We start from the raw sequence: 22,249 nt of genomic DNA, 5'->3' as shown, positions 1-22,249 counted from the left end.
TGCTCCTGAGGGCCACCTGCGCTCGGTCCGTCCCCGGACGTTGTCGCGCCACTACCCACCCCTGACAATAGAGGTCATCTTGCGGTGTCTGCCGGTTGGGTAGTTCACGGTGGAGGCAGCACCTGGCATCCATGCCGGGGAACCCCGGACACGCTCCCCACGCTAGACGAGGCCGTGTCCGTTATCAAGCCGTTACCAAAATTGACTTGGTTCTGTGAAGCAGGGCCTCACCTGCGACGATGCGCTAGATGCCGCCCAGCACGGCAGCCAGGTACGGCGCGGTGCGGCTCTTTTTGGACCCCGCGACGGCGGCGGGTTCCCCGGCGGCGATGATCTTTCCGCCGGCGTCGCCTCCGGCCGGTCCCAGGTCAATCACCCAGTCCGCGGCGGCGACCACGGCCATCTCGTGTTCGACCAGCACCACCGTGTTGCCCGCGTCCACCAGGCGGTGGAGCTGCGCCATCAGGAGTTCGACGTCGGCCGGGTGCAGCCCGGTGGTGGGCTCGTCCAGCAGGTACAGCGAGTGGCCGCGCTGGGCGCGCTGCAGCTCGGTGGCGAGCTTGATGCGCTGGGCCTCACCGCCGGAGAGCTCGGTGGCGGGCTGGCCCAGGCGAAGGTAACCCAGGCCCACCTCGCGCAGCGCCTGCAGCGCCCGGGCGGCGGCGGGGACACCGGCCAGGAACTCGGCAGCTGCGTTGACGGTCAACCCCAGGACGTCGGCGATGTTCTTGCCGTGGTAGCTGACCTCCAGGGTCTCCGGGTTGTAGCGGGAGCCATGGCATTCCGGGCAGGGGCCGTAGCTGCCGGGCAGGAAGAGTAGTTCGACGGCGACGAAGCCCTCACCCTGGCAGGTTTCACAGCGTCCGCCGGCGACGTTGAAGGAGAAGCGGCCGGCGCCGAAGCCGCGGGCCCTCGCCTCGTCGGTGGCGGCGAACTCCTTGCGCACCGCGTCGAACAACCCGGTGTAGGTGGCCAGGTTGGACCGCGGGGTCCGGCCGATCGGCTTCTGGTCCACCTTCACCAGCCGGTCGATCCGCTCCAGCCCGGTGACGTGGCCGATGCTCAGCGGCGCGGCAATCTCCCCGGCCTCGTCCCCGGCGTCGGCGTCCGTGTCTTCCGGTGCAGCGCTGCCCCCGTGCAGCCACGTCCCGGCGACCTCGGCCAGCACCTGGCTGACCAGCGTCGACTTGCCGGAGCCGGAGACACCGGTGACGGCGGTCAGGACACCCAACGGGAAGCGGGCGTCAAGGTTTTGCAGGTTGTGGCGGCTGATGTCCCGTAGTTCCAGCCATCCCGCAGGCTCCCGGGTGCCGCCCTCCGGCCTGCCGCCGCGGGCGGGACCGCCGTCGGGCTCCTCACCGTTGCTGTCCGGGAACAGGAAGGGCCGGGTGACGGAGGCCTCGACCTCGGCAAGCCCGGCGACCGGGCCGCTGTAGAGCACCTCGCCGCCGCCCTCGCCGGCGCGCGGACCCACGTCCACCAGCCAGTCGGCACGGCGCACCACGTCCATGTTGTGCTCCACCACGAACACCGAGTTCCCCGAGGACTTCAGCTGGTCCAGCACCGCTAGCAGGGGTTCGGCGTCGGCCGGGTGCAGGCCGGCGGAGGGTTCGTCCAACACGTAGATCACGCCGAACAGACCCGAACGCAGCTGGGTGGCGATCCGCAGCCGCTGCATCTCGCCGGGGGAGAGCGTGGGCGTGGCGCGGCCCAGCGCGAGGTAGCCCAAGCCGAGGTCCAGCAGCACGGTGACGCGCTGCAGCAGGTCCCGGGTGATGGCGACGGCCACCTCGTTGGACTCCCCGGAGGACTGCTTGCGCGAGGCGGTCCCGGCGGACGTCAGCTCCGTGGTGGGCCGGATGATCTGCGCGAGTTCGGTCATCGGAACGGCGTTGAGTTCGGCGATGGTCTTGCCGGCGAAGGTCACGGCCAGGGCCTCCGGGCGCAGGCCGCTGCCGCCGCACCTCGGGCAGGGTCCGGTCTCCATGTACCGCAGGACGCGGTCACGCATGGTGCTGCTCTTGGAATCGGCGAGGGTGTGCAGCACGTAACTGCGGGCGCTCCAGAACCGGCCCTTGTACGGTTTCGCGACGCGGTCCCGCTGCGGGGTCACCTCGACCACGGGCTGTTCTTCGGTGAAGAGGATCCAGTCGCGGTGCTTCTTGGGCAGTTTCCGCCAGGGGGTGTCGACGTCGTAGCCGAGGTGGGTGAGGATGTCGCGTAGGTTCTTGCCCTGCCAGGCGCCGGGCCAGGCGGCGATCGCGCCGTCGCGGATGCTCAGCGACGGGTCCGGGACCAGCGAGGATTCGGTGACGGTGTGGGCGATGCCCAGGCCGTGGCATTCCGGGCAGGCGCCGGCGGCGGTGTTGGGGGAGAACGCGTCCGAATCCAGCGGCGCCGCGCCGTCGGGGTAGCTGCCGGCGCGGGAGAAGAGCATGCGCAGCGAGTTGGACAGTGTGGTGACGGTGCCCACCGTGGAGCGGGAACTGGCGATGCCGCGGCGCTGCTGGAGCGCGACGGCGGGCGGCAGCCCGGTGATCAGCTCCACCTTCGGGTTGTGGCCCTGCTGGATGAGGCGGCGGGCGTACGGTGCCACGGATTCGAAGTAGCGGCGCTGGGCCTCGGCGTAGATGGTGCCGAACGCGAGTGAGGACTTCCCGGATCCGGAGACGCCGGTGAAGGCGACGATCGCATCCCGGGGCACGTCGACGTCGACGTTCCGCAGGTTGTTTTCCCGGGCGCCGCGGACCCGGACGTAGCCGTCCGCGGTGTGGTCCGGCGTCGGGGCGGCGGGATCGAAAGCCTGCTGGGTATTCTGCATCTGTTCGACTCTATCCGCCTTGGCTTGCGCCGGGCATATCCTTACCGAATGGAAACTTACGACGGCGGCGCCGGGGCGCCGCAGGCGGAGGGCGTTCCCGGGGACGCCGCCGAGGCCCGCACCGATGAAGTCCGCGCTGATGAAGTCCGCCCTGGCCAGGCCAGCACCGAGGAGGCCGGCGCCGAGGGCAGCACCGAGGGGGTCCGCCCGACGGATGCCCGCACGACGCTGCCGGTGGCGGAGCTGCACCTGCACATCGAGGGCACGCTGGAGCCGGAGCTGATCTTTGCGCTCGCCGAACGAAACGGCATCACGCTGCCCTACGCGGACCTCGACGAGCTCCGGGCCCGCTATGAGTTCACGGACCTGCAGTCGTTCCTGGACCTGTATTACGCGAACATGGCCGTGCTGCAGACCGAGCAGGACTTCGCGGACATGACCCGGGCCTACCTCGCACGCGCCGCCACGGCCGGGGTGCGCCATGCCGAGATCATGATGGATCCGCAGGCCCACCTGTCCCGCGGGGTCTCCCTGGCCACCTGCGTGAACGGGGTGGCCTCGGTGCTGGCCACCTCCCAGCAGGAGTTCGGCATCTCAACCCTGCTGATCGCGGCGTTCCTGCGCGACCTCTCCGAGGACTCCGCCCTGGAGGTCCTCGAGCAACTCCTCGCCATGGACGCCCCGATTGCCGGGATCGGCCTGGACTCCGCCGAGGTGGGCAACCCGCCGTCGAAGTTCCAGCGGCTCTTCGCCCGGGCCAAGGAGGCCGGGCTGCGGCGAATCGCGCACGCCGGTGAGGAGGGCCCGACGGCGTACATCATCGAGGCGCTGGACGTCCTCGGCGTGGAACGGATTGACCACGGCATCCGCTGCATGGAGGACACCGACCTGGTGGAGCGGCTGGTGCACGAGCTGATGCCCCTGACCGTCTGCCCGCTGTCCAATGTCCGGCTCCGCGCCGTCGACACCCTGGCCGAGCACCCGCTGCCGGCCATGCTCGCCGCCGGGCTCAACGTCAGCGTTAACTCCGACGACCCCGCGTACTTCGGCGGCTACGTCGATGACAACTTTGCCCGGCTCCGGTCCGAGATCGGCCTGTCCGACTTCGACTGCGTGCGCCTCGCGGCGAACTCCATCCGGTCCTCCTTCGCGGACGAGGACCGGAAAACGGAGCTGCTGGCCGAACTGGCCGCCTCCGGCCGCTGACCCCGCCGTTGCTCTATCACTTATGGCTGCCAAACCTGCCGGATAGGAGCCATAAGTGATAGAGCAACCCGGGGGTTAGAGCGGGGTTAGGCGTCGATGCTGCCCATGTTGGGGTAGCGGGCACCCGCAGCGGCGCCGGCCGGGGCCAGCTCATCGAGCCGGGCCAAGTCGCTCGGGGTGAGGTCGACGTCGACGGCGCCCAGGTTCTCGCGCAGCCGCTCGCGCTTCTTGGTCCCCGGGATCGGCACGATGTGCTCGCCCTGGGCCAGCAGCCAGGCCAGGGCCAGCTGCGCCGGGGTGCAGCCCTTCTCCGTCGCCAGCTCGGTCACCCGGTCCACGAGGGCCAGGTTGCGGGTGAAGTTCTCGCCCTGGAAGCGCGGTGAGTGCCGGCGGAAGTCATCCTCGGCGAAGTCCTCCTCGCTGCGCAGCTGTCCGGTCAGGAAGCCGCGGCCCAGCGGGCTGTAGGGGACGAAGCCGATGCCGAGTTCGGCGAGCACCGGGAAGATCTTGGTCTCGGGCTCGCGTTCCCAGAGCGAATACTCGGTCTGCAGCGCGGTGATCGGGTGCACGGCGTGGGCGCGGCGGACCGTGTCGGCGCTGGCTTCGGAGAGTCCCAGGTGCTTGACCTTGCCGGCCTGGACCAGCTCCGCCATCGCGCCGACGGTGTCCTCGATCGGCACGGTCTTGTCCACCCGGTGCTGGTAGTACAGGTCGATGTGGTCGACGCCGAGGCGCTGCAGGCTGGCGTCGCACGCGGCCCGGACGTACTCGGGCCGGCCGTTGATGCCGACCCAGGATCCGTCTTCGCGGCGTTCGTTGCCGAACTTGGTGGCGAGCACGACGTCGTCGCGCCGGCCGGCGATGGCGCCGCCGACCAGTTTTTCGTTGGTGAACGGGCCGTACATGTCGGCGGTGTCCAGCAGGGTTCCGCCGGCGTCGAGGAAGGCGTGGATGGTGGCGACGGACTCCTGCTCGTCGCCGTGGCCGTAAAACTCGCTCATGCCCATGCAGCCCAGCCCGAGGGCCGAGACGGTAAGCGAGCCGAGGGTACGTGATTCCATGGGGATCTCCTGACCAGAGGGGGGAGTGCCGCGGATGGGCCCTTCCGGGCGGCGGCGGTCAGGCAACTCTAGCCAGCCTGATTGCCCCGGGCAACGGTCGTTCAGTTCCTGGCGGGCTGGGTCCCGGAGCGGGTACGGTTCAGGCGCAGGATCACCGCGGTAAGGGCGGTGACGACGGCGCACACCGCGGCGCCCCAGGCGATGTCCGTGACGGCGACGACGGCGGGGAAGTCCTTGAGCACGGCGAAGGCCGTCAGCGCCCAGGTTGCGTAGGTGAAGAAGCCGAACAGCGCCCCTCCCGCGGCCCGGCTGCGCAGCGTGGCGCGGGCGTCGCCGGGCCGGATGCCGTAGTGGACGATCCCCGCGACGTAGACCAGATAGAACAGGACGGCACCGACGGCGTTGAAGCTGGCCGGGAGCAGGTGCCCGATCTGGCTGCGGTACTGGGGGTTGGCCACGGTAAAAATCCAGACGGCGTCGATCCCGGCGAAAATCACGGCGGCCACCGCATAGGCCAGCAGCCACTTCCTGAGCGGACGGGTCATGGGGGCTCCTTCGGGGCTGGATGCACGTTCAGTGATTGGGGGCATGACCGGTGGAACTGGAACTTTCCCCAATACTAGTTCGTAGGCTTAGTAGTCAGCGCCGGCTACCAGATCCGGGGCCGCCAACGGAAGGAACCGTCCATGAAGGAATCCGAACGCAAGGCGCTCGCCGCCATCCCGGTGGTGGTCCTGCTCGGTGCCGGACTCGCCTGGGCCGGCAGCCAGGACGGGGCGGCAGTGGGCGGGGTGCCGGTGTTCGCACTGGCCGTGGTGGCCGCGTTCCTGATCCAGTGGCTGGTGTTCATCCCGGCGTACCTTGCCCAGACCGAGCGGTTCTATGACCTGACCGGGTCGCTGAGCTATATCGCGGTCACGCTGCTGCTGGTCCTGCTCACCCCGGGAATCGACGCGCGGGGGCTGCTGCTGGCCGCGCTGGTGCTGGTTTGGGCGACGCGGCTGGGTTCCTTCCTGTTCCGCCGGATCAGCGAGGCCGGCAAGGACGACCGCTTCGACGAGATCAAGCCCTCCTTCGTCCGGTTCCTCAGCGTCTGGACCATACAGGGGATCTGGATCGCCTTCACCGCCGCCGCGGCGTGGGTGGCCATGACGTCGGCGAACCGGGTCGGGCTGGATTGGTTTGCCGTGGCCGGCCTGCTCGTCTGGGTGGCCGGGTTCAGCTTCGAGGTTGTGGCCGACTCCCAGAAATCGCGGTTCAGCGCGGACCCGGCCAACAAGGGCCAGTTCATCTCGACGGGCCTCTGGGCGAAGTCCCGGCACCCGAACTACTTTGGCGAAATCCTGCTCTGGATCGGCGTGGCCATCATCGCGCTGCCCGTGTTGCAGGGGTGGCAGTGGGTGGCCCTGATTTCGCCGGTCTTCGTGGCCCTGCTGATAACGAAGGTCAGCGGTGTACCGCACCTGGAGCAGAAGGCGGACAAGAAGTGGGGCGGGCAGGCCGATTATGAGGCCTACAAGAAGAACACACCGGTCCTGATCCCGAAGTTCTGAGTCGGTTCGGGTGGCGGCGGACCGTCCGCCGGAGCGTCATATCGGGTCACGACACACGGGGATCTCCCCGTCCAGTCGCGGAACCCGGCGAACCTTGGCAAAATGCAGGTGGATCAATAGCTTCTAAAGGAGACCCATGGGCGCGAACGCTGCGGAAAACACCAACCTTCGACTGAAGGCCGTGCTGGATGTCCTGGCCGAGGGGGTGTGGTCGGGCGAAAAACTGAACGCCGGGGTCGTGCTCGGCGAGGCGATCGCCCGGGTGCCGCTCAACGATCGCGAGCGCGAGCTCCTCAGCGGCGGAATCCCGCGCGGCCACAAGGCGCTCACCAGCGCCACCGCCAAGCTGGTCAAGGCTGGCTGGCTGGTCAAGGGCCGCTCCGGCTGGACCATCACCGAGGACGGCCAGCGGGCCACGGTGGCGTTCGCCGACCCCGCCGCCTTCACCGCAGCGCTCGACGCCGGGACTCAGCCGCCCGCTGACACCCCGCTGCCGGCCGCCCCCGCCGGGAAGCCCGCGGCCAAAACCGCGCCGAAGGCTGTGCAGGTGGCTGAGAAGGTGGCGGACGCCGCCGCCAAGCTGGTCGAGGAAGCCGTCGCCCCGGTAGCGAAGGCGGTCCGGAAGCGGAAAGCCGAGTCCGCCGCCTCCGAAGCAGCCGCCGGGGAAGCCCAGGCGTCCGCGCCGGAAGCCGTTCAGCAGCCGGCCGAGGTCGCCGTCGCCGGTGACTTCAACGTGCTGCTCGGCGCCCCTGCCAACTGGGCGCCGCAGTACGACGAATCCCAGATGCAGCTGGACGAGGTGGACCAGCTCTGGAAGCTCTCCGCTGACCTGCCCGCCGGTTCCTACAGCTTCAAGATCGCGATCAACCGCTCCTGGGACGAGAACTACGGCGCCTTCGGCCACTTCGACGGCGCGAACCACGAGATCCACCACCGCGGCGGCCTGCTGGTCATCCAGTACGACCACCGCACCAAGGACATCGTCTTCGGCTAACCCTCGAAAGGAAGGACAGCGGCTCGGCGTCACCCACGCGTGACGCCGGCTAGAACCGCGTGGGGTCCGGTCGGGATGGCGGCGGAACCGGGCCGGGATCCGGGATCGGTAGCGGCCCGGGCGCGGGTCCCGGCGTCGGACTTGGCCCCGGGGCGGGGACGGGCGACGGCGGTGTGGGTCCGGGCTCGGGCGGAAACGGGTCGCCAGGCTGCGGCTCGGGCGACGTCGGCCCAGGCTCCGGCGGAAACGGGTCAGGCTCGGGCGCTGGGGGAATGGTCATGGCACCGATTATCGACCCGCCCCGGCGGAGAGGGAAGAGAAGCGAGCCCGCCTAGTTTTGCGCCGCGATCGACTTGTCCCGGTCCTCGAACACGTCCTCACCGGGTCCGGTGAAGGCGCGGGAGCGCTGCACGGCCTCGATCGAGCCGGTGAACAGCTGCGAATCGTGCGGGTCGGACGGCAGCCGGGCGGCGGTTTCGTCGGCGGCGGCGACCTTCCCGGGGCGCCGGGCCGCCGGCTGTGTGGAGGCTGGGGCGGACGGCATCGATTCGAGCCGGACGTGCGGCAACGCCGTCGGGTATTCCTGCTGCAGGAACAGCACCAGCTCTTCGCGGATCAAGCAGCGCAGGTCGAACAGCGAGGCGCTGTCCCCGGCGCTGACCAGGATGCGCACCCGGACGAAGCCCGCCGTCGCGTCCGTAATCTGCAGGATCCCCACCCGCTGGTCCCAGAGCTCGGTGGAGGCCAGTACCTTCTTCAATTCGGCGCGCATGGCCTCGACCGGAGCCCGCCAGTCCAGGTCGAACTCCACGGTCCCCATCACCTCGGACTGGCGCCTGGTCCAGTTCTCGAACGGGGTGGTGGTGAAGTAGGTCGAGGGCAGGATCAGCCGCCGGTCGTCCCAGATGTGGACCACCACGTAGGTCAGGGTGATCTCCTCGATCCGGCCCCACTCCTTCTGCACCACGACGACGTCGTCCACCCGGATCGCGTCGGTGAAGGCGAGCTGGATGCCGGCGAAGACATTGACCAGGGAGGTCTGCGCGGCGAGGCCGGCCACGATCGAGATGACGCCGGCGGAGGCGAGCAGGCCCGCGCCCAGGGCCTGAATGGCCGGGAACGTCAGCATGATGGCGCCGAGGGCGACGATCGCGACCAGCGCGACGCCGATCCTCCGGGCCAGGATGACCTGGGTCCTGAGCCGCCGGGCGCGCCGGTTGTCCGCCACGTCCACCCGGTAACGGGTCAGGACCATGGTTTCGATGATCAGCAGCACCGCGATGGCCAGCCACGCGACCGATCCGATCAGCCCGATCAGCAGGGCGTGGTCGACGTTGCGGCGCCACTCGGCGTTGTCGGTGGTGAGCACCAGCGCGATCCGCACCGCGATCAGGCAGAGCGCGAACCGCAGCGGCAGGCGCGCCACCCGGGACGTTTCCCGCAGCGCTTCCTGCTTGCGGTTGAGCTGCAGGACCACGCGCCGGACCAGCCAGGAGGCGGTCAGCCCGGCGGCCACGGCCAGGGCCACGGCGATGAAGGGCATGGCGGGGTTAAGGAAATCTTGCATCCTTTAAGGACTAGCAAGGTTCGGCGGGCATTTGAAATCGACGGACCGTTAGGTGAGGCGGCTCACGCAGTGGTGGCGGGTCCGGGTGTCCCTCGCCGTGCCGTTGCGCTGGGATGCCGGCGGGACCTTCGGCCCTTGCTTCCGCGGCGCAGGAGCCCAGAATGGAGCCACCACTTGCGGCTCAGGGGGAGGGTGACATGCGTCGAGGCACATCTGCTGGCGGATTCGGACTGATTGGAGCCGGCCTGGCGATCGTGCTCTCCGGGTGCGGGTCTCCCGCCGCGGCACCGGCCACCAGCAGCCCGCCGGAGACGACTTCAGCTTCCGCGACGGCTTCGACTTCCGCCACTGCGTCCCCCAGCCCTGCTTCGCCCGGCACCGCTTCGCCCAGCACGACGGCGTCCACCCCGGCGCCGGAAGCGACGACGGCCGCCCCGGCGGGCTGGAAGTCTTACACCACCCCCGGCGGGACCCTGACCTTCGACTACCCGCCAACCTGGTCCGTCAAGGAATCGGACGACGGCGCGGCGTTGGTCAGCGACTACGGCAAGACGATGGCCCGGCTGCGCACAGGCGTGGGACCCGGACCGGCGTGCACGGCCAAATCGCAGTTCATGGTCTACGACTCCGCCCCGATTCCGGCGCTGGCCCGGGGCGGTGTGACGCCGCGGTTCAGCTACGAGGCACGGGTCAACGCCACCCCCGCCGACCCGGGCAAGCCCAATACCTTCGCATACGGCATCACCTCGGCGCCGGCGCCCACCGGGACTGAAGCCTGCCCGATCTCCCACGTCTTTGCCTGGCCGCCGCGCTCGGCATCGTTCGGCGGCGTCTATGACCCGTTCGACACCACCCCGGGCAAGCCCATGCACGTGGACACGCCGGAGGTGTACATGGACACCGCCGAATACAAGGTCATCAAGCAGGCGATGATGTCCCTGCGGCCGACGGGGAAGTAACCCGACGATGGCGCGCTGTGGGGGAGCGGCGGCTGTTCTGGGTGTCGTCTTACTGCTGGGCGGCTGCGGGATTGCGCCCGCTCCCGGCGACGGGGGTACCGCCGCTTCGACACCGGCTCCTTCCTCGCCGGGTACGACGTCGGCTTCGGTGCCGCCGGGTTCGACGCCGGCTACCGCCTCGCCAGGGCCGACGTCGGCGTCCCAGGGCTCGGTGCCGGCACCGTCCGGGTCCGGCAACCCGGCGGGCCTCGAGGATCCTCCGCCGGACTGGAAAACCTTCACCACCTCGGACGGACTGTCCTTCGACTACCCGCCGGACTGGACCGCCAGGGACCCCGGCGGTGCGCTGGGCGGAGCATTCGTGGATGTCACTAATGCGTCCGGGAAGCGGATGGCGGAGCTGCGCACCAATATCGTCACCGGGGCCGAGTGCATCGAGCAGTACCCCTACCGGATCTTCGACTCGCAGCCGCTCCAGTCCCTGCTTGAGCCGGGGGCTGCGGACCACGCCGCGCCGCGCTTCGTGTTTGAGTCCCGCGGCGACGACACCGGCCCAGGCCCCACGCCGACCACCACGGCCGCCTACGGAATCACGATGATGCCGGAAGCGACCGGCGCGCTGGCCTGCCCGATGTTCCACCTTTTCCTCTGGCCGCCGAGCGGAGCGCTCTTCGGCGGAACCTACGACCCGGCCAAGAACCTAACCCCCGGGCCGCCAACCCTGCCGTACCTCGAAAAAGCCCAGCGGTACGCCGCGACCCAGGAATACCAGCAGATCCGCACCATGATCACCTCGCTCCGGCCAGCCAAACCCGCCAGCTAGCCCCACCCACCCCGGACGCTCCCTCACATTCGGGGGTGTTTTTGGGGACGCTCCCTCACATCTGGCGGTGATTTTGGGGACGCTCCCTCACATCCGGCAGTCCTTCCCGCGTCGCTCCCTCAGGCGGCGGTGCTGTCTCCTGCGCGCTAGTAGACCGCGGACGTGAGGGAGCGTCGGGCAAATAGCTACCGGACGTGAGGGAGCATCAGGTTGATAGGCGCCGGATCTGAGGGAGCGTTGGGTTTAGACGGCCGGGAAGTGGCGGCGCCGGGAGGTGTGCGGGTGGGGAGTTTTGCTGCTCTTGGTCCACGTCGTGCCGCCCCAGGGCGTGGAGTGCGTTTCGCGGATCAGTCCGGTGCCGGCGCACTCGCGGACCGCCATGATGCCGTCCGCCGCGGAGCGCTTGTCCTCGAAGGCCTTGGAGACCGCGAGTACAGTGCCGTCCGCGCCGAGCAGCCGGAACCGGACGTTCGATTCAGCGTCGGTAAAGATCTCGAATTGTCCTGCCATGTTCTTTTCCTTTCAGGGGGTCCGGAGGGCGGCGCGGGGTGTCCGCTGCATGCCGTGTCCGGAGGTCTACTTCCACCCTCACAAGGGCCCGCAGGTGGCTGAAAGGGGCAAAAGTCCCGGATGCCGCGGGCCGTCGGGCGGGGCTAGGGTAGAGGCATGGCTGAATTCGCTGGGCGTTCCGGAGCGCCGGATTCCGGGGCCGCGGTGCGGCTGACGGCCCGGGTGGAGGGCATGGTGCAGGCGGTCGGCTTCCGCTACTGGACGGTACGCAAGGCGGAGGAACTGGGTCTGCGGGGCACGGTTCGGAATAACGACGACGGCACGGTCGGCGTCGTCGCCGAAGGGCCGCAGGCGGTGGTGCTGGAGTTCCGGCGCTGGCTGCGCTCGGCAGACGCGCCGGGCCGGGTGGACCAGGTCGAGGAACGCATGTCTCCGGCTACCGGCGCCTTCAGTAACTTCCGGGTAGTGTACTGAGCGGTCCCGCTCTCAGTGCCCGGCGTCCTTTCGGGCCAGCGTCAGCAGCCCCCGCTCCTGCACGGCCCTGCGGGACAGCGTCTTGTACCCGGCGCTCTCGAACAGCACGGTGAGCACGTCGCCGTCGTGCTGCATGACCAGGCCCGGCCCCCACTCGGCGTGGACGACGGCGGCGTTCACCGGGAAGCCCGACACGTCCTGACCGCCAGGCTCGTCGGCGGCAGCTGCGGTGCCCCCGGCCGTCCTGGCCGTGGCAGCTGCGCCCGAAGCGCAGTTGTCGCAGTTGCCGCAGGCCCCCGGGTGGTCCTCGCCGAAGTAGCCGAGCAGGAACTGGCGGCGGCAGCGGTGGGTCTCCGCGTACCCGCGCATCATCTCCACGCGCGACCGCTCCACCCGGCCCCGGGTCGCTGCGAGCTCCACCGCCTGGGCCAGCACCTGCTCCGGGTCTGCCGCAGCGTCGAGCCCTGCCCCGTCCCGGTCGGCGGTGACGGCCCCGGTGTCCTGCAGTTCGTTCAGCAGCCCGGTGAGGCGCCGGGCCGGGAATCCCGTCCGGTCGGCCAGCTCCTCCCGGGGCAGCGGACCGCCGGCGGCGCGCAGGGCAGTGAGGACGGCGCGGAGTGAGGCCTCGTCCGGGGTATGCGTGGTGAAGAATCGGCGCAGCCCCAGGTCCTCCGAGCGGTAGTGCAGCACGGCCAGGGCAGGCGCCCCGTCCCGCCCGGCGCGGCCGAACTGCTGGTAGTAGCTGTCCAGCGACTCGGGGATGTCGGCGTGCAGGACGAACCGGACGTCGGGCTTGTCGATTCCCATGCCGAACGCGGTGGTGGCGACGACGACGTCCAGCTCGCCGTCGAGGAACCGTTCGTGGACGTCGGCGCGGTCCGCTGCGGCCATGCCGGCGTGGTACGCGGCGGCCCGGAGGCCGTTGCGGGCGAGCTTCTGCGCGTACTTTTCGGTGTCTTTGCGCTTGGCGGCGTAGATCAGGCCGCAGGACCTGTCGGCTTCCGCCCCGTCCTGCGAGCAGGGGTGCAGCTGCCCGATCAGCTCAGTGGCCTGACGGATCACGGCCCGGCGCTTCTCCTTGTCCTCGTGGTGCCGGACGACGTCGAGGGTGATGTTGGGCCGATCGAAGCCGCGGACCAGGACCAGCGGGTCGACCAGGCCAAGGCGCGCCTGGATTTCCTCGCGGACAGGGGGAGCGGCGGTAGCGGTGAGCGCCGCCGTCGTCGGGTTTCCAAGCCGGGCGCGGACCTCGCCGAGCCGCAGGTAGTCGGGCCGGAAGTCGTGCCCCCAGGAGGTGACGCAGTGCGCCTCGTCCACCACGAGCAGCGCGGGCGCCAGGGCGGCGAGCCGTTCCACCGTGCTGTCCTTGGCCAGTTGTTCGGGGGCCAGGAACAGGAACGCCGCGGTGCCGCTTTCCGCCGCCTGCCAGGCCAGTTCCTGTTCGGCCGGGCTGTGCGAGGAGTTGATTGCGACGGCGCCGCCCGGCCCGGCGGCCTCGAGCAGCCCGTCGAGCTGGTCTTCCTGCAGCGAGATCAGGGGTGACACCACCAGGGCAGGACCTCGACGGTCTCCGTCCTGCTTCCGGCGGTGCAGCAGCAGGGCGGGCACCTGGTAGATAGCCGACTTGCCGTAGCCCGTGGGCATCACGGCCAGCACGTCCCGGCCGGCGGCGAGGGCCCGCATCCCCTCCAGCTGGCCGTCGCGCAGGTGCGGAAGGCGGAATGCGTCCGCGGCGAGCCGGCGGAGGCCGACGTCGGCCGCGGAACCGGTGTCGCTGGACGAGGCGCGGGCGCGGGTCGGCGCGTTGGGTGCAGGAGTGCCTGCGGTGGCGTTGGTCATGGGTGCTACTCCGCGGGGACGTTCGACGGGCCGTCTGCTTCAGCCACGTCTTCAGCCTAGCCCTTACCCCGCCGGGCCCCGGGAGACGGAAAGCCCTCGGCAGCGGCGGGGATCGTGAGTACGGTAGGGCCCATGCAGAAAATATCGATCGAGGCCCTGGCCCGTCAGCAGGTCGCGGCGGCACTGGAAGCCGGCAGCGGGCGGGCCGCCGACACCGTCTTCGGCGGACACGAGAAGGTGCTCCGGCAGACCGTGATGGCCTTCAAAGCCGGAACCCAGCTGAGCGAACACCAAAACCCCGGGGAGGCCACGGTGTTCGTGCTCCGCGGCTGCGTCCGGCTGCAGTCCGCGGGCGAATCCTGGCAGGGGAAGGCCGGGGACCTGCTGATCGTCCCGGATGGACTGCACAGCCTGCACGCCGAGGAGGACTCGGCCATCCTCATGACGGTGGCCAAGCTGAAGACCTGAGGTGATCCCCGGATGACGTCCCCATGACGCGGACCCCCGCCCGGATAGGACAGACTGTTGCCGTGAGCAACTCTCCCCGAACCGGCGCCGCCATCGCCGGATTGAGCCTGGGCACCGCGCTGAACCCGCTGAACTCCTCGATGATCGCCGTCGCCCTCGTGGTGCTGCAGGCCGACTTCAGGCTCGACGTCGCCACGGTCACCTGGGTGGTCACCTCGTTCTACCTCACCTCCGCCGCCGGCCAGCCGCTGATGGGCCGGCTCGCCGACCGCTTCGGCCCGCGCCGGCTGTTCCTGCTCGGGATGGCACTCGTGGCTGTGACCTGCGCCCTGGCCCCCTTCGCGCCGAACTTCGCGCTGCTCTGCGTGGCCCGGGCCTTCATGGCCCTTGGCACCGCGAGCGCCTACCCGAGCGCCGTCGTGATGGTCGCGGAACTGGCGAGGCAGGCGGACGTGAACTCCACCCGCCCGCTGGGCCGGATCCAGATGGCCAACACCTCGGCGGCCGCCGTCGGGCCCGTGGTCGGCGGGCTGCTGGTGAGCCTGGTGGGCTGGGAGGCGCTGTTCCTGATCAACGTGCCGCTGGCCCTGGCGTCCATCCTGCTGGTCCGCCGGTTCGCGCCGCAGGACGGCGAACGCGAACAGGGGAGGGTCTCCGAGCTGCTGCGGGACTCGGACCTGCCGGGCATCGGCGCGTTCATCGGGGCCCTGGTGCTGGTGATGATGGCGCTGCTGAACGTTGTGCCCGGCTACCGGTGGTGGCTGCTGGGCGGCGGGCTGCTGCTGGCCGTGCTGTTCGCGGTGCGGGAACTGCGCTTCAACCCGCCGTTCCTGGACCTCCGGCTGCTGGGCCGGAACCGGCCGCTGCTGCTGATCTACCTGGGCTTCGCGCTGTTCAGCGGCGTCTACTACTTCGCGTTCTTCGGCCTGCCGCAGCTGCTGCAGACCGCCGGCGGCTACGACCCCGGAATCGTGGGCCTGCTGATGCTGCCGCTCGCCGCCATCTCCGTGGTCGGGACGCCCGCCGCGGTCCGCGCCATCGACCGGTTCGGCGTGCGGCGGGTGCTGATCGCCGGCGTCGTGCTGCTGATCGCGGCGTCCGGCACGATGTGGCTGCTGACTGCCTCGCTCGCCGTCCCGCTGGTGCTGGCCATGACCGCGCTGCTGGGCGTGCCCTACTGCGTGGTCAGCATCGCCACGAGCCAGGGCATGTACCTGTCCACGCGGCTGGAGGAGCGCGGGGTGGCCGCCGGGATCTACCAGACCTGCCGCTACCTCGGTGCGATCACGGCGACCGTGCTGATCGGCGTCTTCTACGGCACCGGCGTCAGCCAGGCCAACTGGGGCCTGATGGTGTTCGTCATGCTGGGGCTGGGCGCCGTGGTGTTCGTCGTCTCGCTGCTGTGGCGGGAACGCCGGGCGGCGTAGCCAGCAGCCGACGCCGGACGACGACGGCGGGACACCGGCCGTCGTAGCCGGCGCCCCGCCGTCGTCAGCGGACTGTCAGTAGCTGGCCCGGCTGCCGCCCTCGGCAGAGGGAACGAACTGCGCGGCGAGGGCTTCGGAGCCCCGGGCCAGGAGCGCGACGTCGGCGCCCACCAGGATGAACGCCGCGCCGTGGTCCAGGTAGTGCCGGGCCGTGTCCGGGTTGAAGGCGTTCACCCCGGCCGGTTTCCCGGCAGCCTTCGCCGCACCGAGGCAGTGCTCGACGGCGGCACGCACCTCGGGGTGCTCCTGCTGTCCCAGCAGCCCCATCGAGGCGGCCAGGTCGGAGGGTCCGACGAAGATGGCGTCCACGCCGTCGACCGCGAGGATGTCCGCCACCGCGTCCACGGCGGCGGTGGATTCGATCTGGACGGTGACGCTGATCGTCTCCGCGGCCCGGGCCAGGTAGTCCGGCACCCGGTTCCAGCGCGCGGCGCGGGCCAGGGCGGAGCCGACCCCGCGGACCCCGTGCGGCGGGTAGCGGGTGGCGGACACCGCGGCCTCGGCCTCCGCGACGGAGTTGACCATGGGGATCAGCAGGTTCTGCACGCCCAGGTCCAGGTACTGCTTGATCAGCACGGTGTCGTTCACCGGCGGCCGGACCACGGCGTGGACCGGGTAGCCGTGGATGGCCTGGAACTGGGCCAGGATGGACTCGAGCCCGTTGGGGCTGTGCTCGGCGTCGACCAGCAGCCAGTCCAGCCCGGCCCCGGCGCAGAGCTCGGCAATCAGCGGGCTGCCGGAGCACACCCACATTCCTGCGAGCGGCCGGCCCGCCTCACCCTCCTGCGCAGCCAGCGCGGACCGGAACGTATCGGTTACTCGAAACGGCATGTCACAGCCCCCAGGGGTCCGTAGTCGGCGTGGACGGTGTCGCCCTTGTAGACCCAGAGCGGCCGGGTGAAGGACCCGGCGAGGATGATGTCCCCGGCCTTGAGCGCGTCGCCGTGGGCGGCGATCTTGTTCGCCAGCCAGTGCACGCCGTTCGCCGGGTGGTCGAGGACGCCCGCGGCAACCCCGGTCTCCTCCACGGTCTGGTTCTTGTAGAGGATGGCGGAGATCCAGCGGAGGTCGACGGCGTCGGGCTTCACCGGGTTGCCGCCCACCACCATGGCGCCCATCGCGGCGTTGTCGGAGATGGTGTCCACGATGGTCCGGCCCTCCATCTCGATCCGGGAATCCAGGATCTCGAGGGCCGGAACCACGTAGTCGGTGGCGCGGAGGACATCGAAGATGGTCACGCCGGGGCCCTTGAGCCCGTCCTTGAGGACGAACGCGAGCTCCACCTCGACCCGGGGGTGGGTGTACTGGTCCCACGCCACCGAGCAGCCGGTCTCCAGCACCATGTCATCGAAGATGGCGCCGTAGTCCGGCTCGGTGATGCCGGTGGCGTCCTGCATGGCCTTGGACGTGAGGCCGATCTTGCGCCCCACGAGGGTCCGGCCGGCTTCCTCGTTGCGGCGCCGCCACAGCTGCTGCACGGCGTAGGAGTCCTCCACCGTCATCTCCGGGTACCGCGCGGTCAGGCGGGGGACCGGAGTGCGGCTGCGGCCGGCTTCCACCAGTTCGTCGGCAATGGCCTCGATCGTCGTCGGCTCCAGCATCGCTTAGACCTGGACGCCCAGCTTGAACCCGGTGCGGTCGCCCTCGGGGGAGCCTTCCTTGCGGGTGTAGGAGAAGCCGTCGGCGCCCACGGTGACCGCCATTTCGCTCTTTTCCTCGCGGACGACGACGGGCTGCGGGTTGCCGTCCAGGTCCAGGACCAGGGAGGCCTCGGTGTACCAGGACGGGACCACGGGGTTGCCCCACCAGTCGCGGCGCTGGTTGTCGTGCACGTCCCAGGTGATGGTGGGGTTGTCCGGGTCGCCGGTGTAGTAGTCCTGGGTGTAGATCTCGATCCGGTGCCCGTCCGGGTCCAGGATGTAGAGGTAGAACGCGTTGGAGACGCCGTGCCGGCCGGGGCCGCGTTCGATCCGGTCGCTGATCCGCAGGGCGCCCATCTTGTCGCAGATCTGGATGATGTTGTGCTTCTCGTGCGTGGCGAACGCGACGTGGTGCATGCGCGGGCCGTTGCCGCCGGTCAGGGCGGTGTCGTGCACGGTCTGCTTGCGGTGCATCCACGCGGCGTACGTGACGCCGTCGGAGTCCTTGATGTCCTCGGAGACCCGGAAGCCCAGGTCCTCCAGGTAGGCGCGGCCGCGCGGGACGTCCGGGGTGACCTGGTTGAAGTGGTCCAGCCGGACCAGCTCGCCGGCGCTGTAGAGGTCGTAGCGCTGGGTGAGGCGCTCGACGTGCTCGACGTCGTAGAAGAACTCGTACGGGAAGCCCAGCGGGTCCTCGACCCGGACGGAGTCGCCGACGCCCTTGGTGAAGCCTTCCTTGCGGCGTTCGACCCGGCAGCCGAGCTCCTTGTAGTACGCCTCGGCGGCGTCGACCTCGGCGGGGGACTTCACCCGGTAGGCGAAGGCGGCGACGGCGGCCACCGGTCCCTTGCGCAGTACCAGGTTGTGGTGGATGAACTCCTCCAGGGAGCGCAGGTAGATCGCGTTCTCGTCTTCCTCGGTGACGTGCAGGCCCAGGACGTCGACGTAGAACTCGCGGGAGCGGGCGAGGTCGGTGACGACGATTTCCATGTAGGCGCAGCGGACGATGTCCGGGGCCGGGACGGTGGGGGTGGGGACGAAGTTGGTCATGGGATTCTCTCTTCTTTGAAAGGGGGCTTGGGAAGGCCCGACGGCGGCCGGCCGTCGGTGCCGAAAATCAGGCGCCGAACTTGGGCGTGTGGACGGTGCCGAGGGTGATGTGGACGGCCTGCTGGTCGGTGTAGAAGTCGATCGAGCGGTAGCCGCCCTCGTGGCCCAGCCCGGAGGCCTTGACCCCGCCGAACGGGGTGCGCAGGTCGCGGACGTTGTGGCTGTTCAGCCACACCATGCCGGCCTCGACGTTCTGTGAGAAGTTGTGCGCGCGGGTCAGGTTCTGGGTCCAGATGTAGGCGGCGAGGCCGTACTTGGTGTTGTTCGCCAGGGTGAGCGCCTCCTCGTCGGTCTCGAACGGGGTGATGGCGACGACGGGGCCGAAGATCTCCTCCTGGAAGATCCGGGCATCGGGGGCGACGTCGGCGAACACCGTCGGGGCGATGTAGTTGCCCTCGGGCAGGTGCTCCGGGCGGCCGCCGCCGGCCAGCAGCCGGCCCTCGGACTTGCCGATTTCGACGTAGGAGGCCACCTTGTCGTAGTGCTCCGGGTGGACCAGGGCGCCCACCTCGGTCTTCGGGTCGTGCGGGTCGCCAACCACGATCTTCTTGGCCCGGGCGGCGTACTTCTCGCAGAACTCGTCGTAGATGGCGCGTTCGACGAGGATCCGGGACCCGGCGGTGCAGCGCTCGCCGTTGAGCGAGAAGACGCCGAACAGGGCGGAGTCGATCGCAGCGTCCAGGTCCGCGTCGGCGAAGACGACGCAGGGGGACTTGCCGCCGAGTTCCATCGAGAGGCCCTTGAGGTTGGCCGCGGCGTTCCGGAAGATCGTCTGGCCGGTGGTGGTCTCGCCGGTGAAGGAGATCAGCGGGACGTCCGGGTGCTTGACCAGCGCGTCGCCGGCTTCCTCGCCCAGGCCGTTGACCAGGTTGAACACGCCGTCCGGCAGGCCGGCGTCCTTGAAGATCGTGGCCCACAGGGAGGCCGAGAGCGGGGTGAACTCGGCAGGCTTGAGCACCACGGTGTTGCCGGTGGCCAGGGCCGGGGCGAGCTTCCAGGACTCCAGCATGAACGGGGTGTTCCACGGGGTGATCAGGCCGGCGACGCCGATCGGCTTGCGGTTGACGTAGTTGATCTGCGCGCCGGGGACCTTCATGGCGTCGTCGAACTGGGCGACGATCAGGTCCGCGAAGAAACGGAAGTTCTCGGCCGCGCGCAGGGCCTGGCCCTTGGCCTGGGTGATCGGCAGGCCGGTGTCGAAGGTTTCGAGTTCGGCGAGCCGGGCCTCCTGGGCCTCGACGGCGTCGGCGATCCTGTTCAGCACGCGGGCGCGTTCGCGCGGCTTCATCTTCGGCCACGGGCCGTTGGTGAACGCTTCGCGGGCGGCGGCGACGGCGAGGTCGATGTCCTCTTTCTGGCCGGCGGCGGCGGTGGCGTAGGTCTGGTTGGAGACCGGGTCCAGCACGTCGAAGGTCTTCCCGCCGACGGAGTCGACGAACTGCCCGTTGATGTAGTGCTGGATGTGGCGGGGCAGGTCCTGCGGCACGTAGTGCGTGGCGGTCTGTTCTGCAGTGAACGTCATTGTTGCTTCCTTACTGCTCGGGCGGTGAAAGGTGGGGAATCTTTAGGCGGTTTCGGTCTGGGCGAGATAGGCGTCCAGGGTGGCGGAGCGGTGCAGCCGGGCGGCCTTTTCGATCTGGTCCGAGTCGGCGCCGGATTCGATCAGCCGCAGCAGGTTTTCGTGCTCCTCCACCGAGCCCCGGGCGCGGCCGGGGACGAAGCCGAAGGTGGAGGACCGGAGCGAGGCGAGCCGGTTCCAGCCGCGGTGGACGAGGTCCAGGATGTGCGGGTTGGGGCAGTGCTCGAACAGGACGCTATGGAAGTCCTGGTTGAGCCGGGTGAACCGGATGGGGTCGAAGTGGTCCAGGCAGTCGCGCATCTCCTCGTTCACCGCGCGGGCCCGGGCGATCGCGGCCGGGTCGATCAGCGGGGCGGACAGGGCCGTCGCGGCGCCCTCCACGATGCTGAGTGTCTGCATTGTGTAGAGGTACTCGGTGGGGTCGATCCCGGCGACGGTGGCGCCGATGTTGCGTTCGAACGTCACCAGGCCCTCGGCTTCGAGCCGCCGGATGGCTTCCCGGACCGGGACCACGCTGACGCCCAGGTCCTTGGCGATCGCGCCCAGGACCAGCCGGTAGCCGGGGGTGTAGGCGCCCTCGATGATCCGGGCCTTGACGGCCTGGTAGGCCTGCTCGGACTTGCTGCCGGCCACCATCGCGGTCTCAGTCACCGTCGGTGCCCGCTTCCCAGTCGGCGTAGCGCTGCTGCCACTGCGCGTTCATCGGGTAGAGCCCGTCGACGCTGTTGCCCTGCTTGACCATCTCGAAGATGAAGGTCTCTTCCTTCTCCTGCCGGATGCAGTCGTCCACCAGTTCCTCGGCGATGGCCGGCGGGATCACCAGGATGCCGTCCGAGTCGGCGACGATGATGTCCCCGGGCTGCACGGTGGCGCCGCCGCAGGCGATGGTGATGTCCGTATCCCAGGGCACGTGCCGGCGGCCCAACACGGCGGGGTGCGGGTTGGCGAAGTAGGTGGGCATGTCCAGGCCGGCGACGGCGGCGTAGTCGCGGACGCCGCCGTCGGTGATGATGGCGGCGGCGCCGCGGACCTGGGCGCGCAGGGCGAGGATGTCCCCGACCGTGCCGGTGCCCTTTTCGCCGCGGGCTTCCATGACCAGGATTTCGCCCTCGTTGACCGAGTCGATGGCACGCTTCTGGGCGTTGAAGCCGCCGCCGTGGGTCTTGAAGAGGTCCTCGCGGTTGGGCACGTAGCGGAGGGTGCGGGCCAGCCCGACGACGCGGCGGTCCGGCCGGGTGGCCTGGAGCCCGTCGATGCTGACGTTGTTCAGGCCGCGTTTGCGCAGCTGGGAGGACAGGGTGGCGGTGGCGACGGACTCGAGCTTGGCCTTCAGCGCCGGGTCCAGGCCGGCGGCGGGGAGTCCGGCGGCCTCGCGGGAGCCGTACGCCTCCTCGCGCTGCAGGTCATCGGCCTTGGGGCCGGCGCCGAAGTCCGCGAACGGCGTCGTGCCTTCCTCGACCGTGGTGGCCAGCCGCCCGGTGCCGAGGGCACCGTCGAGCGTGGTGACCTCCACCTCCAGGACATCGCCCGGCTGGGCCACCGAGGCGCCGGCCGGGGTGCCGGTGAGGATGATGTCGCCCTCCTGCAGGGTCAGGAGCTGGGAGAGGTCCGCGACCAGCCGGGCGAACGGGAAGAGCAGGTCCTCGGTGGTGTCGTCCTGGACCAGCTCGCCGTTGTGCCAGGTGCGGATCCGCAGTCGGGCGGGATCGACGGCGTCTGCCGGGATCAGGGCCGGGCCCACCGGGGTGAACCCGTCGCCGCCCTTGGACCGGAGGTTCGAGCCCTTGTCCGCGTAGCGCAGGTCGTAGACGCCGAGGTCGTTGCTGGCCGTCACGGCCGCGACGTGGCTCCAGGCGTCCTCGACGCTGACGCGCCGGGCGTTCTTGCCGATGACCAGGGCGATCTCGCCCTCGAAGCCGAGGAGTTCGCAGCCGGCCGGGCGCTCGACCGGGCTGCCGGTCAGGGCCAGGGAGGAGGAAGGCTTGAGGAAGTAGGACGGCTGGGCCGGGGTGCGGCCCCGCTGGGCGGCACGGCTGGGGTAGTTGATGTGCACCGCAATGACCTTGCGTGCCGACGCCAGGGTGTCGTCGCTGACCTGCTCCAAAACAGCCTCCTGATCAAGTACGAAATCGTATACGACGACTATGGGCCCTCGGGC

General features: G+C 69.9%; 20 protein-coding genes. 8 read left to right on the top strand and 12 right to left on the bottom strand.

The features are described from left to right. Nucleotides 1-244: 244 nt before the first annotated feature. A complete protein-coding gene (locus ASG71_RS10205; RefSeq protein ID WP_056738868.1) occupies nucleotides 245-2,821 on the bottom strand; it encodes an excinuclease ABC subunit UvrA in 2,577 nt (858 codons plus the stop codon). A 48-nt stretch (nucleotides 2,822-2,869) separates the two neighbouring features. Between ASG71_RS10205 and ASG71_RS10200 the strand changes: the two genes are divergently transcribed. After that, nucleotides 2,870-4,027: an adenosine deaminase gene (locus tag ASG71_RS10200; protein ID WP_235564029.1), complete on the top strand. Its 1,158-nt coding sequence runs from the start codon at nucleotides 2,870-2,872 to the stop codon at nucleotides 4,025-4,027. Between the two features lie 86 nt (nucleotides 4,028-4,113). Here ASG71_RS10200 and ASG71_RS10195 read toward each other — a convergent pair whose 3' ends face one another. Continuing rightward, nucleotides 4,114-5,088: an aldo/keto reductase gene (locus ASG71_RS10195; RefSeq protein WP_056738866.1), complete on the bottom strand. Its 975-nt coding sequence runs from the start codon at nucleotides 5,086-5,088 to the stop codon at nucleotides 4,114-4,116. Between the two features lie 101 nt (nucleotides 5,089-5,189). Continuing rightward, the gene (locus ASG71_RS10190; protein WP_056738864.1) at nucleotides 5,190-5,633 is read right to left on the bottom strand and encodes a DUF2177 family protein; all 444 of its coding nucleotides are present in this window, start codon (nucleotides 5,631-5,633) and stop codon (nucleotides 5,190-5,192) included. A gap of 141 nt (nucleotides 5,634-5,774) precedes the next feature. On the opposite strand from ASG71_RS10190, the gene ASG71_RS10185 reads away from it, so the two are divergent. Both ASG71_RS10185 and ASG71_RS10180 read left to right on the top strand, forming a co-directional pair. After that, nucleotides 5,775-6,641 (top strand): DUF1295 domain-containing protein, encoded by an 867-nt coding sequence (locus tag ASG71_RS10185; protein WP_056738862.1) that lies wholly within the window; start codon nucleotides 5,775-5,777, stop codon nucleotides 6,639-6,641. Between the two features lie 136 nt (nucleotides 6,642-6,777). Next, the gene (locus ASG71_RS10180; protein ID WP_056738860.1) at nucleotides 6,778-7,635 is read left to right on the top strand and encodes a hypothetical protein; all 858 of its coding nucleotides are present in this window, start codon (nucleotides 6,778-6,780) and stop codon (nucleotides 7,633-7,635) included. A gap of 331 nt (nucleotides 7,636-7,966) precedes the next feature. On the opposite strand, the gene ASG71_RS10175 is transcribed toward ASG71_RS10180, so the two are convergent. Continuing rightward, nucleotides 7,967-9,202, bottom strand: a complete 1,236-nt coding sequence (locus tag ASG71_RS10175) for a mechanosensitive ion channel family protein (RefSeq protein WP_235564027.1) — start codon at nucleotides 9,200-9,202, stop codon at nucleotides 7,967-7,969. Between the two features lie 161 nt (nucleotides 9,203-9,363). Here ASG71_RS10175 and ASG71_RS16675 point away from each other — a divergent pair, with 161 nt between their 5' ends. Next, the gene (locus ASG71_RS16675) at nucleotides 9,364-10,161 is read left to right on the top strand and encodes a hypothetical protein (protein ID WP_157366375.1); all 798 of its coding nucleotides are present in this window, start codon (nucleotides 9,364-9,366) and stop codon (nucleotides 10,159-10,161) included. A gap of 211 nt (nucleotides 10,162-10,372) precedes the next feature. Then, the gene (locus ASG71_RS10165) at nucleotides 10,373-10,984 is read left to right on the top strand and encodes a hypothetical protein (RefSeq protein ID WP_235564025.1); all 612 of its coding nucleotides are present in this window, start codon (nucleotides 10,373-10,375) and stop codon (nucleotides 10,982-10,984) included. Between the two features lie 243 nt (nucleotides 10,985-11,227). Here the strand turns inward: ASG71_RS10165 and ASG71_RS17140 are convergent, their stop codons facing one another. Then, nucleotides 11,228-11,494, bottom strand: coding sequence for a YegP family protein (locus ASG71_RS17140; RefSeq protein WP_056738852.1), 267 nt, complete (start codon nucleotides 11,492-11,494; stop codon nucleotides 11,228-11,230). A gap of 156 nt (nucleotides 11,495-11,650) precedes the next feature. Here ASG71_RS17140 and ASG71_RS10155 point away from each other — a divergent pair, with 156 nt between their 5' ends. Continuing rightward, the gene (locus tag ASG71_RS10155; protein ID WP_056738850.1) at nucleotides 11,651-11,968 is read left to right on the top strand and encodes an acylphosphatase; all 318 of its coding nucleotides are present in this window, start codon (nucleotides 11,651-11,653) and stop codon (nucleotides 11,966-11,968) included. A 12-nt stretch (nucleotides 11,969-11,980) separates the two neighbouring features. Here ASG71_RS10155 and ASG71_RS10150 read toward each other — a convergent pair whose 3' ends face one another. Continuing rightward, entirely contained in the window at nucleotides 11,981-13,807 is a 1,827-nt protein-coding gene (locus ASG71_RS10150) for a RecQ family ATP-dependent DNA helicase (protein WP_082575033.1), read from the bottom strand. Nucleotides 13,808-13,939: 132 nt separating this feature from the next. Here ASG71_RS10150 and ASG71_RS10145 point away from each other — a divergent pair, with 132 nt between their 5' ends. Next, the gene (locus ASG71_RS10145) at nucleotides 13,940-14,275 is read left to right on the top strand and encodes a cupin domain-containing protein (RefSeq protein ID WP_056738848.1); all 336 of its coding nucleotides are present in this window, start codon (nucleotides 13,940-13,942) and stop codon (nucleotides 14,273-14,275) included. Between the two features lie 62 nt (nucleotides 14,276-14,337). Further along, a complete protein-coding gene (locus tag ASG71_RS10140) occupies nucleotides 14,338-15,702 on the top strand; it encodes an MFS transporter (RefSeq protein ID WP_235564023.1) in 1,365 nt (454 codons plus the stop codon). Nucleotides 15,703-15,777: 75 nt separating this feature from the next. On the opposite strand, the gene ASG71_RS10135 is transcribed toward ASG71_RS10140, so the two are convergent. The 6 genes from ASG71_RS10135 to ASG71_RS10110 all read right to left on the bottom strand — a co-directional run bounded on the left by ASG71_RS10135 (nucleotide 15,778) and on the right by ASG71_RS10110 (nucleotide 22,195). Continuing rightward, a complete protein-coding gene (locus ASG71_RS10135) occupies nucleotides 15,778-16,593 on the bottom strand; it encodes an aldolase/citrate lyase family protein (RefSeq protein ID WP_200947979.1) in 816 nt (271 codons plus the stop codon). After that, on the bottom strand, nucleotides 16,578-17,363 hold the full coding sequence (gene hpaH / locus ASG71_RS10130) for a 2-oxo-hept-4-ene-1,7-dioate hydratase (protein ID WP_056738841.1): 786 nt from the start codon (nucleotides 17,361-17,363) through the stop codon (nucleotides 16,578-16,580). The genes ASG71_RS10135 and hpaH overlap by 16 nt, the downstream gene beginning before the upstream one ends. 3 nt (nucleotides 17,364-17,366) lie before the next feature. Next, a complete protein-coding gene (hpaD, locus tag ASG71_RS10125; protein ID WP_056738839.1) occupies nucleotides 17,367-18,452 on the bottom strand; it encodes a 3,4-dihydroxyphenylacetate 2,3-dioxygenase in 1,086 nt (361 codons plus the stop codon). Between the two features lie 67 nt (nucleotides 18,453-18,519). Then, nucleotides 18,520-20,034, bottom strand: a complete 1,515-nt coding sequence (gene hpaE / locus ASG71_RS10120) for a 5-carboxymethyl-2-hydroxymuconate semialdehyde dehydrogenase (protein WP_056738837.1) — start codon at nucleotides 20,032-20,034, stop codon at nucleotides 18,520-18,522. Nucleotides 20,035-20,076: 42 nt separating this feature from the next. Continuing rightward, nucleotides 20,077-20,727: a GntR family transcriptional regulator gene (locus tag ASG71_RS10115; protein WP_157366418.1), complete on the bottom strand. Its 651-nt coding sequence runs from the start codon at nucleotides 20,725-20,727 to the stop codon at nucleotides 20,077-20,079. 7 nt (nucleotides 20,728-20,734) lie between these two features. Further along, complete coding sequence (locus ASG71_RS10110) at nucleotides 20,735-22,195, bottom strand: fumarylacetoacetate hydrolase family protein (protein ID WP_056738833.1); 1,461 nt, start codon at nucleotides 22,193-22,195, stop codon at nucleotides 20,735-20,737. Nucleotides 22,196-22,249 lie beyond the last annotated feature (54 nt).

It is taken from the genome of Arthrobacter sp. Soil763, assembly GCF_001428365.1.
GTDB lineage: Bacteria > Actinomycetota > Actinomycetes > Actinomycetales > Micrococcaceae > Arthrobacter.
This window is presented reverse-complemented; position numbering and strand designations above follow the sequence as displayed.